This is a genomic window from Bacteroides sp. AR29, assembly GCF_900217715.1.
Lineage (GTDB): Bacteria > Bacteroidota > Bacteroidia > Bacteroidales > Bacteroidaceae > Bacteroides > Bacteroides uniformis.
In genome coordinates this window covers 48597-63826 of the sequence record NZ_OBMS01000024.1, presented here as the reverse complement: position 1 = coordinate 63826, position 15230 = coordinate 48597, and the positions used below count along the sequence as shown (strand labels likewise).

Genomic DNA, 15230 nt, shown 5'->3' with positions numbered 1-15230 from the left:
AAAATTAAAGGGGGGAGGAGAGCTGTTTCAGGTGGAGGAAGTGGGGGATGAAATCTTCCTTCGCTTGCTGCCAGATGTCTCCTAGCAGGACGGCACCTCCGAAACCTAAAACGGCTATTTCCGGAAGATGCTCCAGGCTGATGCCACCCAATGCCATGACGTTGGAATCGATGATACCTGCTTGCTGTGCTTTCTTCAAGGTATCGCAGGAGTAAGCGGAAGAGTAGCCTTCTTTGGATATACTGTCATAAATGGGACTGAGGAACACATAGCTACAATCTGATTTATGTTTCAACACTTCTTCAAGAGAGTGGCAGGAACAACTGATGTGTCCCTTATATCCGAACGGTATCTGCGGATTGCGCCCGTTCAGATGAATTCCTTTCAGACCGAAAACGGATGCCAGCTGGAATTGCTCATGCGTGACAATGCGCGGCATATATTCCATCGGCAACTGCCGCAGGAAATACTCCATCTCTTCTGCCGAAGCTCCCGGCTTGCGCAGATGGAGTATTTCCAAACCGTTTTGGAATAAGGAGGTAACTGCCGCTGCTTCTCCTTCAAAGAATTGCGGCGTGGTAATGACTATCAGTTTCATATCTTTATGGATGTTTGTCTATAATGAGAGAATATACGACTGCATGGTTCTTAAATCAATCGTCCATAGCTTTCCTGCCAAGGGTTCACCGTAGCCGCAAATCAGTTTCAACACTTCATTGGCTTCTACGCTACCCACAATGGCAGGGGTTACGCCGATAACCGATTTGTCCGGAGATGGCATGAGCAGTGTCCCTTCTTCATCCGGATAGAGGTCACGATAGTTTTTTGCACCCTCACCGTAGCAGAAGACGGACACTTGGCCTTCAAAGCCTTGAATGGCACCATAAACGTAGGGCTTGCCCCAAGCGTTGCATACGTCATTCAGCAAGTAGCGGGTAGCGAAGTTATCGCATCCGTCTACCACTATATCGTAGTTCCTTATCAGTTCTCCGGCATTCTTCTTGTCCAGACGGAAGGGGTATACTTCCACGTTTACATCGCTGTTCAAACCCTGCACTCTACGGGCGCCACATAGAGGTTTAGGCTGTCCAAGGTCAGCTTCAGCATACAGAACCTGACGTTGAAGATTACTGATGCTGACCTGGTCATCGTCCACCAATCCCAGCGTTCCGACTCCTGCTCCCGCCAGATAGAGGGCAATGGGAGAACCCAATCCTCCCACACCGACTATCAACACCTTGGCATTACGCAGTTTCTCTTGTCCGGCTTCGCCTATTTCGGGAAGGGACGTTTGTCTGGCATATCGGTTCATTTGTTCATTGTTATTAAGGTTCTGTATTCGGTCACTCATCTCTTGAAAGCCTTCAAATCAAAACTCGCATCCCAATCTTTCCACACCGGTTCGCGCCCCAGGCGTTTCAACGCTTTGTCCACTTCCACAGCCTTGCGCTCGTCGCTGACATGAAACTGTTCCAGCGTTTGCGGATAGCTGTAATATCCTCCCGGCTCGGTCTTGCTTTCGGCGCTCATGGTTGTCACACCAAGTGTTGCCATATGGTCGCGTATATCGGCAGGCTCGCGGGTGGAGTAGGAGATGTCCACATCATGGTCAAAGATACGCATGGCAAAAGTGACTTGTGCCAGTTCGCAGTCGCTCATGATGACATTGGGCTGGAAGCCGCCATTCTCCGAAGGACGCATACGGGGGAAGTTGACGCTGTATTTCGTCTGCCAATAATGTTTCTGGAGATAGCGCAGGTGATAAGCCATCATGGTGATGTCTGTCCGCCATTCTTTCTCCAGACCGATGAGCACTCCCATGCCGATGGAATGGACGCCTGCCTGCCCCATACGGTCAAAACCGTTGACACGCCATTCAAACTTGGACTTCATGCCGCGGGGGTGGTAGATGTTGTAATTCGCTTTGTGATAGGTTTCCTGGAAACAAATCACACCGTTCATGCCGTGCTCTTTCAGCTCTGCATACTCTTCCGTTTTTAAGGGCATCACTTCTATTTTCAGATTGCTGAAGTAGGGTTTTGCCAGGTCCAGTGCGCGGGCTATGTAGGGCACGCCTGCTTTGGCCGGATTTTCTCCCGTCACCAACAGCAAATTCTCGAAAGGTGCCAGCTTCTTGATGGCCTTGTACTCGTTCACGATTTCTTCTTCCGTCAGTATGGTACGCGGCATGGGGTTGCTGATGTGGAAACCGCAATACACGCAAGAGTTGGTGCAGGAATTCGTGATGTAAAGAGGCACGAACATGGAGATGGTCTTCCCGAATCGTGCCTCGGTGTATTTCTTGCTCAATCGTGCCATCGTCTCCAGATAGGGGGCAGCGGCGGGTGAGATGAGGGCCATGAAGTCCTCTACATTACAATGTTCTTTGGAGAGGGCACGGCGTACATCCGCATCTGTCTTGGCATGGATGCGTGCCGTGGTTTCCTCCCAGGATATATGTTCTAATTCGTCTGAAAACATAGTGTTCTATCAATTCCCATTTATTTCTTTTTTAATTCTCTCGACAACCGCATTGCACAGAAGTTCGGTCCGCACATCGTGCAATACTCCCCATCCACATGCTTCCCTGCATGAAAATAGCTGAACGCACGTTCCGGGTCGAGCGACAAGTCAAACTGGTCTTTCCAGCGGAATTCATAACGTGCTTTGCTCAGTGCATTGTCACGCACTTGTGCTCCGGGATGCCCTTTTGCCAGGTCGGCGGCATGGGCGGCTATCTTATAGGTGATGACACCTACACGCACATCCTCCTTATCGGGCAGTGCCAGATGCTCTTTGGGAGTGACATAGCAGAGCATCGCCGTACCCAGCCAGCCTATCTGCGCTGCACCGATGGCGGACGTGATATGGTCGTATCCCGGTGCGATGTCCGTCACGATGGGGCCGAGCGTATAGAAAGGCGCATCGTGGCATTTTTCTATCTGGCGCTCCATATTCTCCTTAATCTTGTGCATGGGCACGTGGCCGGGACCTTCGATGAAAGCCTGCACATTCTTGTCCCAGGCACGCAGCACAAGCTCGCCCATCGTGTCGAGTTCTGCAAACTGCGCTTCATCGTTGGCATCGTGCGTAGACCCCGGACGCAGCCCGTCTCCCAAAGAGATGGCAACGTCATACTGTGCCAGAATGTCGCAAATGTCATCAAAGTGTTCGTAAAGGAAACTTTCGCGGTCGTGCACCAGGCACCATTTGCTCATGATGCTGCCGCCACGGCTCACGATGCCGCACAACCTTTTCTCGGCCAGATGCACATTGTGGCGGCGTATGCCGGCATGGATGGTGAAGTAGTCCACTCCCTGCTCGCATTGTTCAATCAAGGTGTCGCGGTAGATTTCCCAGGTGAGGTCTTCCACCTTGCCGTTCACTTTCTCCAATGCCTGGTAGATGGGGACAGTGCCCACGGGAACGGGACAGTTGCGGATAATCCATTCGCGCGTTTCGTGTATGTTCTCGCCCGTGGAGAGGTCCATCAGCGTGTCGCCGCCCCATTTGCAGCTCCACAATGCTTTCTCTACCTCTTCTTCGATGCCCGAGGTGGTGGCGGAGTTTCCGATATTGGTATTTATCTTCACCAGGAAGTTACGGCCTATAATCATCGGCTCTGCTTCGGGATGGTTGATGTTGGCAGGAAGCAGGGCGCGTCCGGCAGCAATCTCCTGGCGTACAAATTCCGGTGTGATGTGCGTCTCTATTCCCAGCTCCGCGCAGTTCATGTTCTCGCGAATCGCCACATACTCCATTTCAGGCGTGATGATACCTTGTTTGGCATAGTACATCTGTGTGCAGCATTTTCCTTGAAGGGCGCGGTAGGGCAGGGTGATATGCTCAAAGCGCAGAGAGTCGAGCGACTGGTCGTCGCGGCGCATGCGTCCGTACTCCGACGTTATTTCGGAAAGCTGCTCCACATCGCCGCGTTTCAGTATCCACGGCTCGCGCAGACGGGGCAGCCCTTTCTTCAAATCCACTTCGACGGCAGGGTCGCTGAACGGTCCGCTGGTATCATACACATACACTTCCGGATTCGGAGTAAGTACCTTTTCTCCATCAATGAAGTTCGTACTGGGCACTTGCTCCACCTTGCGCATAGCTACGCGCAATTCGGGAAACAAGGTGCCCGGCAAATATACTTTCTCGGAACGGGGGAATTTTATCTTCTGGTTCATTGCATTGTCAGTTTTATAGGTTCAAGAAAGCCGTCAGCGGTGAGCTGGCTTCCGCAACAAAATTATCTGCCTGTATGCCCAGACCTGCTTCGTATGCCATGCGTCCCGCCTCTACAGCCTGCTTGAACGCTACCGCCATGGTCACGGGGTCGCCCGCCACTGCAATGGCTGTATTCACCAGGCAAGCCGAAGCGCCCATTTCCATAGCCTCTGCCGCATGGCTCGGGGCACCGATACCGGCATCCACCACTACGGGGATATTGGCTTGTTCAATGATTATTCTCAGGAAATCCCTTGTCTGTAGTCCTTTGTTTGTACCGATAGGAGCACCCAGCGGCATGACGGTGGCGGCACCGGCTTCTTCCAGCCTCTTGCACAGTGTGGGGTCGGCCTGGCAATAGGGCAGTACCACAAATCCTAACTTGACCAGTTCTTCCGTGGCTTTCAGCGTCTCTACAGAATCGGGCAACAGATAGCGGGGGTCGGGGTGTATCTCCAGTTTCAGCCAGTTCGTGCCGAAAGCTTCACGCGCCATCTGTGCAGCAAAAACAGCTTCTTCGGCATTGCGCACGCCGGAGGTGTTGGGCAGAAGCTGGATACCGGGATGCTGTATGTGTACCAGCATATTGTCTTCCTTGTTGTCCAGTTCAATGCGTTTCATGGCTACCGTCACCATTTCTGTGCCGGATGCCAGGATAGACTGCTCCATCACTTCATCGGAATTGAACTTTCCGGTTCCTAAAAACAGACGGGAGTTGAACTCACGTTCCGCAATCACTAATTTTTCCATATCAGTCGTCATATATTAATTCTTTATTTTTCATTCTCCATTAAAGAAATGATTCTTTTCATTTCATCTGCCGGACTATCGGCATGCAGTACCGTGCCCGAAAGGGCAATCCCGCTTACCCCCGTCTGCATAACGGCTGGAATATCCGCTATGGTTATTCCACCGATGGCTACTATCGGAAGGTGTATATCCTTCTCCTGCATCCGGTGGATGATAGCTGTATATCCTTCCAGTCCCAATATCGGACTCAGATTCTTCTTGGTAGTGGTGTAGCGGAAGGGGCCGCAGCCTATGTAGTCGGCACCGGCTTTGTAGTGTTGCAGTACATCCTCAAAAGTATTGGCGGTACCGCCTATAATGTACTCCGCGCCCAGAATCCGGCGTGCGTCGGCTATGGGCATGTCTTTCTTTCCAAGATGTACGCCGTCGGCATGCAGTTTTCGCGCCAGTTCCACATGGTCGTCAATGATGAAGGTGGCACCGTATTGCCGGCAAAGGGCCTGCACTTCCAAAGCTACGGGTTCTATCGTTTCCACCGGGGTGTCTTTCATGCGCAGTTGCACCCAGCGGCAACCGCCCTCAAGAGCCATGCGTGCAGCATCCAGATACGAATATCGTTCCGTATAGTGCGTGATGAACTGCATTCCTCCGTTTTTCAGTCTCTCGTCCTTCATCTTCCTCACCCTCCGCAAGCTGCTTTGATAATGATGATGGGCATGTATTCCCTCAGGATGCATTTTGTCCATTCCGTGCGAAGTACAATACGGTTGTCTACGGCCACGGCAATGCCTTGCATCGGTAGGGCAAGTTCCTCGATAAGTTGTGAAAGGGTAGTGGCGCCGGTTTTCACTTCCTTGTTGTTGACCAATACTTTCATTTTTCTGTTCATTAAGAAATAAAACAATGGAAGTAAATACAAAGAAGCGTCTTTACGGCAAGTTCAGTGAAGAAAGAAATATCCAATTCCTACGGCAGTACTAACTGCATCAGGTTCGAGGGTATAATCTCAGCCCGTCGGGGCACCCCTTTGTCTTTACGGCAACAAAGGTAAGGGAAAATCGGAAATAAAAAACAAAAGAACGTACTTTTTATTTCAGTGATTACTTTTTGTTTACTTGCGCCCCTTTGTGGCACGTATCTTTTTCAGCGTATTCCGAACAGTGGTTCTGACTCCAGTTGAATAAAAATCAAGCTCTGTATTTTCTAGTATCAGTTGCAATTCCTGCAGCAGTTCCGGCTCCTTCCTGCAAAGCAGATAGGCTATTCTGATGGAAAGGGCTTGCACTCCTATGCTTTCTTGCGGAGATAGCATGTGGTCCAGGCAGTAATTCAGCAAATCGACGGAGATTGGAGTAGGGATGGGAATATTATACAGTATAGATAATAAGAGACGTTTGGAACCGTCGTGCGTGCAGTCTATCAGCCGTTGAATGATTTCATCGTACAGTAGGATGAACCAGTCGGGATGGATTTCGCTCAATTTCTCGCATACCCATATTGCTCGCCATGACACCGTCTGTTTTTCATCGTATGTCAATCGGTATATATCTTCAAAATACTCGGGGCAGAGGCATACCTCTTGTACCAGAGAGTCTATCGATAACTTATGAATAGGTACTGCCAAGGTATTTCTGAACTCCGTAATCTTTTCCATATATCCCATTTTGTTGTGAGTGGCAAATATAAAGGAAATGGCCTACTAAAACAAGAAAGGCTGTCTATTTGAAGAAAGACAGCCTTGAAAATATTCTATTTAAGGAATTATGCAATCCCGTGAGCCGTAGCTTCCGGTGCAATCTTCTTGATAAGACCTTGCAGCACTGCACCAGGACCGCACTCTGTGAAGTCCGTAGCACCATCGGCAACCATGTTCTTCACTGTTTGCGTCCAACGTACCGATGCTGTCAGCTGAGCCACCAGGTTCTTCTTGATTTCTACCGGGTCAGTATGAGGCATAGCGTCTACATTCTGATATACGGGGCACTTCGGAGCATGGATTTCTGTAGCATTGATGGCTGCTTCCAGTTCAACTTTGGCAGGGTTCATCAGCGGAGAGTGGAACGCACCGCCTACCTTCAACGGCAGAGCACGCTTTGCACCTGCAGCCTTCATCAGTTCGCAAGCCTTGTTGATACCTTCTATGGAACCGGAAATTACAATCTGTCCCGGGCAGTTATAGTTGGCTGCCACGCAAACTTCACCTTCAGCACTTACTTGAGCGCAGATTTCCTCAACCTTTTCATCCGGCAGGGCAATAATGGCTGCCATAGTGGAGGGCTGTGCCTCGCAAGCCTTTTGCATAGCCATGGCACGGGCATACACCAGTTTCAGACCATCTTCAAAGCTCAGTGCACCGGCAGCAACCAAGGCAGAGAACTCGCCCAATGAGTGACCGGCGGTCATCTCCGGCTTAAAGTCATCGCCCATGCAGAGGGCGGAAATAACGGAATGAAGGAACACGGCAGGTTGGGTAACTTTAGTCTGGCGCAGGTCTTCATCTGTTCCGTTGAACATAATATCAGTAATACGATACCCGAGGATATCATTTGCTTTCTCAAAAAGTTCCTTGGCTAATGCCGAATTTTCGTACAGGTCCTTTCCCATGCCAACGAATTGGGCACCTTGACCCGGAAATACAAATGCTTTCATATTTACTCGTTTTTTAGTGTTTAAATAAAAAGTGCTGCAAAGGTAGAGGTTTTTCTGATATTCACCGCACAAACGGATGTTTTTTGTGCAATGCCCTTACTTTAAGGAGGGAAGCTAAAATACAATATGTATGCTTGGGCCTTCTGTGGTATCCGGAGGCTGAAATACTTATAAATGAAACACTTTCTCCTTATTGTACTTCCTACAATTAGACCTCTTGTATATTCTTGTAAATTACATATTGTATTCCATACGATAACAACTGAAAATGATATTGTATAAAGTAAGATATGTATTCAGTTGAAAAATAATGCTTTATAATATTATAAAAATATTCTTTTCCTTTATTGCAAATTAGAAAAACCTATTTATATTTGCAGCGCTTAACGAGATATATTATGCAAAACATAGAACAAAAAACGCCGTTGGCAAACAATCATATCTCTGTGGACTGTGTAGTGATTGGTTTTGACGGAGAACAGCTAAAGGTTCTGCTGATTAAGCGTGCAGGAGAGGAAGAAGGAGAAATCTTTCATGATATGAAGCTTCCCGGAAGTTTGATTTACATGGATGAGGATTTGGATGAAGCTGCCAAACGGGTGTTGAATGAATTGACGGGTCTGAAGAACGTCAATCTGATGCAATTCAAGGCATTCGGCTCAAAAAACCGTACGAAGGACCCCAGAGATGTACATTGGCTGGAACGTGCCATGCAGTCCAGGGTGGAGCGTATTGTCACCATAGCCTATCTTTCCCTGGTGAAGATAGACCGCGCATTGAACCGTGATTTGGACAATTATCAAGCCAGTTGGGTAGCCATGCCGGATATAAAGGCTCTGGCATTCGACCACAACCTGATTATCAAGGAAGCCATTACCTATGTCCGCCAGTACGTCGAGTTCAACCCGTCTTCACTGTTCGACTTGTTGCCGCGTAAGTTCACCGCATCCCAGCTTCGCACTTTGTACGAACTGGTGTATGACAAGCAGTACGACGTACGCAATTTCCATAAAAAAATTGCCTTGATGGAGTATGTCGTCCCCCTGGAAGAAAAACAGCAGGGCGTGGCCCACCGGGCGGCACGTTACTACCGTTTCGACAAAAAGATATACAATAAAATCCGACGGTAGCCGGATTGTAAATTCTTCATATCACTTTCATTTTAATATTGATAAAAATGTATTTATTAGGTTATGACATCGGCAGCTCGTCTGTAAAAGCGAGTCTAGTAAATGCGGAAAGCGGCAAGTGTGTATCGTCTGCCTTCTTCCCCAAGACTGAAGCGGAAATTATCGCAGTGAAGCCCGGCTGGGCAGAGCAAGACCCCGGAAATTGGTGGGAAAATTTGAAACTGGCCACACAAGCTGTATTGGCAGAATCCGGAGTAAACGCAGAAGACATCAAGGCGATTGGTATCTCTTATCAGATGCATGGCTTGGTATGTGTAGATAAAAACCAGCAGGTGTTGCGTCCTGCCATTATCTGGTGCGACTCCAGAGCCGTGCCCTACGGACAAAAGGCTTTCGAAACATTGGGAGAGGAGACTTGCCTTTCACATTTGCTGAATTCTCCGGGCAACTTCACGGCCTCCAAACTGGCTTGGATTAAGGAGAATGAGCCTTCCGTTTACGAAAAGATTCATAAGATAATGCTGCCGGGCGACTATATCGCCATGAAGTTGAGCGGTACCATCTGTACCACGGTGTCCGGTTTGTCCGAAGGGATGTTCTGGGATTTCAAGAACAACCGGGTTGCCGACTTTCTGATGGACTATTATGGATTCGACTCCTCTCTGATTGCCGACATCAAACCGACTTTCTCCGAGCAGGGACGTGTCAATGCTGCTGCAGCCGCAGAGCTGGGTCTGAAAGAAGGTACGCCTATCACTTACCGTGCCGGCGACCAGCCCAACAATGCCCTTTCCCTGAATGTATTCAATCCGGGTGAAATAGCTTCCACCGCCGGAACGTCCGGCGTGGTATACGGCGTGAACGGTGAGGTGAACTACGACCCCAAGTCACGTGTCAACACCTTTGCACACGTCAACCATGCTGCCGGGCAAACCCGTCTGGGTGTTCTGCTGTGCATCAATGGTACGGGCATTCTCAATTCATGGGTAAAACGCACCGTTGCTCCCGAAGGTATCTCCTACAGCGATATGAATCTGCTGGCGGCGCAAGCTCCCATCGGCAGTGCCGGTATCAGTATCCTGCCCTTTGGAAACGGTGCGGAGCGTATGCTGGAGAACAAGGAAATAGGCTGCTCCATTCATGGCATCAACTTCAACCAGCACGGCAAACAGCATATCATCCGTGCAGCGCAGGAAGGCATCGTTTTTTCCTTTAAATATGGAATCGACATCATGGAACAAATGGGCATTCCCGTGCAGAAAATTCATGCAGGCAAGGCTAATATGTTCCTCAGCCCGCTGTTCCGCGAGACATTGGCCGGTGTGACGGGAGCTGTCATCGAACTGTATGATACCGACGGCTCTGTAGGTGCCGCCAAAGGCGCCGGAATCGGTGTGGGCATATACAAGGACAACAACGAAGCATTTGCCACGCTTGAGAAGCTCGAGGTGATAGAGCCGAAAGTGGCAGACCGCCAGGCTTATTCCGACGCATATGCGCGCTGGAAACACTGGGTAATGTGCTAATGTGCACATTAAAACGTTAGCACGTTAAAACAATAAATTAATAATTAACCCCGTGATGAATGTGTCTGTCATTGGCACATTCTCACATTAAAACATTAAATTCTTATGGCAACAAAAGAGTATTTTCCCGGAATAGGAAAGATTAAATTCGAAGGTAAAGAGAGCAAGAACCCGATGGCATTCCGTTATTACGATGCCGATAAAGTAATCATGGGTAAGAAAATGAGCGAATGGCTGAAGTTCGCCATGGCATGGTGGCACACTCTTTGCGCAGAAGGTGGTGACCAATTCGGTGGCGGAACAAAGAAATTCCCCTGGAACGGTGAGGCTGACAAGGTTCAGGCTGCCAAGAACAAAATGGACGCCGGCTTTGAATTCATGCAGAAAATGGGTATCGAATACTACTGCTTCCACGATGTAGACCTCTGCGAAGAAGCCGAGACCATTGAAGAATACGAAGCCAACTTGAAGGAAATCGTAGCGTATGCCAAGCAGAAACAAGCAGAAACCGGCATCAAACTGTTGTGGGGTACTGCCAACGTATTCGGCCATGCCCGCTACATGAATGGTGCAGCCACCAACCCCGATTTCGATGTTGTGGCACGTGCCGCTATCCAAATCAAAAACGCCATCGACGCTACTATCGAACTGGGAGGTTCAAACTATGTATTCTGGGGCGGTCGCGAAGGCTACATGTCATTGCTGAATACAGACCAGAAGCGTGAGAAAGAGCACCTCGCACAGATGTTGACCATCGCCCGCGACTATGCACGTGCCCGCGGCTTCAAAGGTACCTTCTTGATTGAACCGAAACCGATGGAACCTACAAAACACCAGTATGATGTAGACACCGAAACCGTTATCGGCTTCTTGAAGGCTCACAATCTGGACAAAGATTTCAAGGTGAACATCGAAGTGAACCACGCTACTTTGGCGGGCCACACCTTCGAGCACGAACTCGCAGTAGCCGTAGACAACGGTATGCTCGGCTCCATCGACGCCAACCGTGGTGACTACCAGAACGGCTGGGATACAGACCAGTTCCCCATTGACAACTTCGAACTGACCCAGGCAATGATGCAAATCATCCGTAACGGAGGCTTTGGCAATGGCGGTACAAACTTCGATGCCAAGACCCGTCGCAACTCCACCGACCTGGAAGACATTTTCATTGCCCACATCGCCGGTATGGACGTGATGGCACGTGCACTGGAAAGTGCAGCCAAACTGCTTGAAGAGTCTCCTTACAAGAAGATGCTGGCCGACCGCTATGCTTCCTTCGACAGTGGTAAAGGCAAGGAATTTGAAGATGGCAAACTGACGCTGGAGGATTTGGTAGCTTACGCAAAAGCCAACGGTGAGCCGAAACAGACCAGCGGCAAGCAGGAATTGTATGAGGCAATCGTGAATATGTACTGCTAATAATGATCAATGTTTAGTGATTAGTGGTTAATAAGTTGCGCATGAGGTGTTTCAATATTAATCATTAATCGCTAATCATTAATCGCTAATCATTAACCATTAATCATTAATATCATGAATTATACAGAAAAAGGCAGTAAACTCTACCTCTTCTCTATTGTGCTGGTAGCCGTCATCGGGGGCTTGCTTTTCGGCTACGATACAGCAGTCATATCCGGTGCCGATAAAGGGCTTCAGGCATTTTTTATGGGTGCCTCCGATTTTGTCTACACAGATACGATTCACGGCATTACCTCTTCCAGTGCACTTATCGGATGTATCATCGGTAGTGCTCTTTCGGGATTCTTCGCATCCAATCTGGGACGTAAGAATTCTCTTTTCATAGCCGGCGTCTTGTTCTTTCTGTCGGCATTGGGCTCCTACTACCCGGAATTCCTTTTCTTCGACTATGGTGTTCCTTCCTATTCCTTGCTCGTGGCATTCAATTTCTACCGTGTATTGGGAGGAATCGGCGTAGGTTTGGCATCGGCCATCTGCCCGATGTATATTGCGGAAATTGCGCCGAGCAACATTCGCGGGACTCTGGTATCATGGAATCAGTTTGCCATTATCTTCGGCCAGTTGGTGGTTTACTTCGTGAATTTCCTTATTCTGGGCGAGAATTCAAATCCGGTGATAAAGGCCATTGAAGGAGTCAACCAGATTCTGAATCCCGAAGCGGCAGCATGGACCACAGAGATAGGATGGCGTCTGATGTTTGTCAGTGAGGCTGTTCCTGCAGGAGTCTTTGCGTTGCTCGTACTGTTTGTTCCCGAAACGCCACGCTATCTTGCCATGAGTGGCAAGGATGATAAGGCACTCCAGGTGTTAAGCCGTATCAACGGCTTGGCTCAGGCAAAGGTTATTCTGTCTCAAATCAAAGCCACGGCAGAGGAAAAGACGGAAAAGCTTTTCACTTATGGCTGGATGGTTATCTTTATCGGTATCATGCTGAGTGTATTCCAGCAAGCGGTAGGTATCAACGCCGTACTCTATTTCGCACCGCGTATCTTCGAAACGATGGGAATGGGCAACCCGATGGTTCAAACCGTCATCATGGGTATCATCAATATTCTGTTCACGTTGCTGGCTGTCTTTACAGTCGAGAAATGGGGACGTAAACCGCTGCTCATCTCGGGGTCTATCGGCATGGCGATAGGTGCTTTCGGAGTAGCTCTTTGCAACGTTGTGGCAGGGCTTCCTCCCATGTTGGCTGTTGTCAGCATCATGGTCTACAGTGCTTCGTTCATGTTCAGCTGGGGCCCCATCTGCTGGGTACTGATTGCTGAAATCTTCCCGAATACCATCCGTGGCGCTGCAGTAGCCATTGCCGTAGCCTTCCAATGGATATTCAATTTCATTGTATCTTCCACCTTCGTACCTATGTACAATATGAGTTTGGGAGATATGGGAGACAAGTTCGGGCACATGTTTGCTTATGGCTTATACGGAATCATCTGTGTGGTGGCTGCTCTGTTTGTCTGGAAGCTTGTTCCCGAAACGAAAGGCAAGACACTGGAAGACATGACCAAGCTGTGGAAGAATAGAAGAAACAATAGATAAGACCGTCATTGAAACTGTCCATATAAGACGGGAAAGAGGAGGCCTGATGAATGCCTCCTCTTTTTGTTATCAATTCCGTATCTTTTCCCTTATCCGTTCAAGATGGGAAAGAAAAATCTTCGGAGGGGAAGATAACATGTAAGGATAAACCGTACCTTTGCACTGTTTTTAATCAGGAATAGCAAGAAAGTTATGGATTCAATGAAAATCAATAAGGTGCAGATACGCAATCTGCAGATTGAAGATTATGACCAGTTGGCACAATCGTTTACGCGCGTTTATTCAGACGGAAGCGATGTGTTCTGGACGCACAAACAAATAGAAAAACTGATACGCATCTTCCCCGAGGGGCAGATTGTGACGGTGGTTGACGAGAAAATCGTGGGCTGTGCGCTTTCCATCATAGTGAACTACGATGATGTGAAGAACGACCACACTTACGCCCAGGTTACGGGCAAGGAGACTTTCAACACCCACAATCCGAAAGGCAACATACTTTATGGCATCGAAGTCTTTATCCATCCCCAATACCGTGGCCTGCGTCTGGCACGCCGTATGTATGAATACCGCAAGGAACTTTGCGAGACATTGAACCTGAAGGCAATCATGTTTGGCGGACGTATCCCCAACTACTACAAATATGCCGATCAAATCCGCCCCAAGGAGTACATAGATAAGGTGAAGCAAAAGGAAATCTTCGACCCGGTGCTGACCTTTCAGCTCTCTAACGACTTCCACGTGCGCAAGGTGATGCGCAACTACCTTCCCAATGATGAGGAGTCCAAGCACTACGCCTGCCTGCTGCAATGGGACAATATCTACTATCAGGCTCCCACACAAGACTATGTAAACCCCAAAACCACTGTCCGCGTAGGCTTGGTACAATGGCAGATGCGTACCTACAAGACACTGGATGACCTTTTTGAGCAAGTGGAATTTTTTGTGGATGCCGTGAGCGACTACAAGAGTGACTTTGTCCTTTTTCCCGAATACTTCAACGCACCGTTGATGGCAAAATTCAACAACGAGGGCGAGTCGCAGGCTATCCGCGGGCTGGCGGCCTATACCGAGGAAATCAAGGAGCGTTTCGTCAAGCTCGCCATCAGCTATAACATCAACATTATTACGGGCAGTATGCCGCTTATCAAGGAAGACGGGCTGCTATACAACGTAGGATTCCTCTGCCGACGTGACGGAAGTTATGAAATGTACGAAAAGATACATGTCACTCCCGACGAGATAAAGTCCTGGGGACTGAGCGGAGGCAAGTCCATCCAAACTTTCGATACGGACTGTGCTAAGATAGGCGTGCTGATATGCTACGATGTAGAGTTCCCCGAACTGAGCCGCATCATGGCGGACCAAGGCATGCAGATACTCTTTGTTCCTTTCCTTACCGATACGCAGAATGCTTACAGCCGCGTAAAGGTGTGCGCCCATGCTCGTGCCATCGAAAACGAGTGCTTTGTAGTGATAGCCGGCAGTGTAGGCAATCTTCCCCGCGTGCACAACATGGACATCCAGTATGCCCAGTCCGGTGTGTTCACTCCCTGCGACTTCGCTTTCCCCACAGACGGCAAGCGTGCGGAAGCCACTCCGAATACCGAAATGATTCTTGTGTCGGATGTGGATCTGGACTTGCTGAATGAACTGCATACCTACGGCAGTGTACGCAACCTGAAAGACCGGAGAGGCGATTTGTACGAGGTGAAGATGAAAAGATGACTTTCCCGAATGCCACACTCGGTTGCCTCCAATACCACACCTTATTCTCCGAAATGCCACACTTCATCGTCCGGAATGCCATAGGTTTCGGACAACGGAGTGTGGCATTTCAGCTGCTGAAGTGTGGCATCCGGGACGATGAAGTATGGCATTTCGGATGGTAATTCCATAGTTTATCCGTATCTTTACAAAACTTTTATTC

At 49.0% G+C, this 15230-nt stretch carries 15 protein-coding genes and 1 riboswitch; of the genes, 5 read left to right on the top strand and 10 right to left on the bottom strand.

The genetic code is table 11. From position 1 onward, the window contains the following. Positions 1-4: 4 nt before the first annotated feature. The 9 genes from CSD97_RS15015 to fabD form a co-directional block, all read right to left on the bottom strand. A complete protein-coding gene (locus tag CSD97_RS15015; RefSeq protein ID WP_005837099.1) occupies positions 5-598 on the bottom strand; it encodes a thiamine phosphate synthase in 594 nt (197 codons plus the stop codon). A gap of 18 nt (positions 599-616) precedes the next feature. After that, positions 617-1312, bottom strand: coding sequence for a HesA/MoeB/ThiF family protein (locus CSD97_RS15010; RefSeq protein WP_005837100.1), 696 nt, complete (start codon positions 1310-1312; stop codon positions 617-619). 35 nt (positions 1313-1347) lie between these two features. After that, positions 1348-2481: a 2-iminoacetate synthase ThiH gene (gene thiH, locus CSD97_RS15005; protein ID WP_005825548.1), complete on the bottom strand. Its 1134-nt coding sequence runs from the start codon at positions 2479-2481 to the stop codon at positions 1348-1350. Between the two features lie 20 nt (positions 2482-2501). Further along, positions 2502-4184, bottom strand: a complete 1683-nt coding sequence (thiC, locus tag CSD97_RS15000; RefSeq protein ID WP_005825547.1) for a phosphomethylpyrimidine synthase ThiC — start codon at positions 4182-4184, stop codon at positions 2502-2504. Between the two features lie 13 nt (positions 4185-4197). Beyond that, on the bottom strand, positions 4198-4974 hold the full coding sequence (locus tag CSD97_RS14995) for a thiazole synthase (RefSeq protein ID WP_098032633.1): 777 nt from the start codon (positions 4972-4974) through the stop codon (positions 4198-4200). 23 nt (positions 4975-4997) lie between these two features. After that, positions 4998-5648 carry a thiamine phosphate synthase gene (locus tag CSD97_RS14990; protein ID WP_009038436.1) on the bottom strand — a complete coding sequence of 217 codons (651 nt, stop codon included), beginning with the start codon at positions 5646-5648 and terminating at the stop codon, positions 4998-5000. Positions 5649-5653: 5 nt separating this feature from the next. Beyond that, positions 5654-5851 carry a sulfur carrier protein ThiS gene (gene thiS / locus CSD97_RS14985; RefSeq protein ID WP_005837106.1) on the bottom strand — a complete coding sequence of 66 codons (198 nt, stop codon included), beginning with the start codon at positions 5849-5851 and terminating at the stop codon, positions 5654-5656. A 69-nt stretch (positions 5852-5920) separates the two neighbouring features. After that, positions 5921-6011: riboswitch (TPP riboswitch) on the bottom strand. A gap of 74 nt (positions 6012-6085) precedes the next feature. Further along, positions 6086-6628, bottom strand: a complete 543-nt coding sequence (locus tag CSD97_RS14980) for a hypothetical protein (RefSeq protein WP_016273742.1) — start codon at positions 6626-6628, stop codon at positions 6086-6088. A 107-nt stretch (positions 6629-6735) separates the two neighbouring features. Further along, on the bottom strand, positions 6736-7623 hold the full coding sequence (gene fabD / locus CSD97_RS14975; RefSeq protein WP_005825542.1) for an ACP S-malonyltransferase: 888 nt from the start codon (positions 7621-7623) through the stop codon (positions 6736-6738). Between the two features lie 398 nt (positions 7624-8021). On the opposite strand from fabD, the gene CSD97_RS14970 reads away from it, so the two are divergent. The 5 genes from CSD97_RS14970 to CSD97_RS14950 all read left to right on the top strand — a co-directional run bounded on the left by CSD97_RS14970 (position 8022) and on the right by CSD97_RS14950 (position 15028). Continuing rightward, a complete protein-coding gene (locus CSD97_RS14970) occupies positions 8022-8753 on the top strand; it encodes an NUDIX domain-containing protein (RefSeq protein WP_034523179.1) in 732 nt (243 codons plus the stop codon). Between the two features lie 47 nt (positions 8754-8800). Continuing rightward, positions 8801-10279: an FGGY-family carbohydrate kinase gene (locus CSD97_RS14965; RefSeq protein WP_098032628.1), complete on the top strand. Its 1479-nt coding sequence runs from the start codon at positions 8801-8803 to the stop codon at positions 10277-10279. A 105-nt stretch (positions 10280-10384) separates the two neighbouring features. After that, positions 10385-11701 carry a xylose isomerase gene (gene xylA / locus CSD97_RS14960; protein ID WP_005825539.1) on the top strand — a complete coding sequence of 439 codons (1317 nt, stop codon included), beginning with the start codon at positions 10385-10387 and terminating at the stop codon, positions 11699-11701. Between the two features lie 114 nt (positions 11702-11815). Beyond that, positions 11816-13303 carry a D-xylose transporter XylE gene (gene xylE, locus CSD97_RS14955; protein ID WP_005825537.1) on the top strand — a complete coding sequence of 496 codons (1488 nt, stop codon included), beginning with the start codon at positions 11816-11818 and terminating at the stop codon, positions 13301-13303. A gap of 192 nt (positions 13304-13495) precedes the next feature. Beyond that, entirely contained in the window at positions 13496-15028 is a 1533-nt protein-coding gene (locus tag CSD97_RS14950; RefSeq protein ID WP_005825535.1) for a carbon-nitrogen hydrolase family protein, read from the top strand. 41 nt (positions 15029-15069) lie between these two features. Here the strand turns inward: CSD97_RS14950 and CSD97_RS19205 are convergent, their stop codons facing one another. Further along, positions 15070-15198, bottom strand: coding sequence for a hypothetical protein (locus tag CSD97_RS19205; protein ID WP_005837113.1), 129 nt, complete (start codon positions 15196-15198; stop codon positions 15070-15072). Positions 15199-15230: the final 32 nt, after the last annotated feature.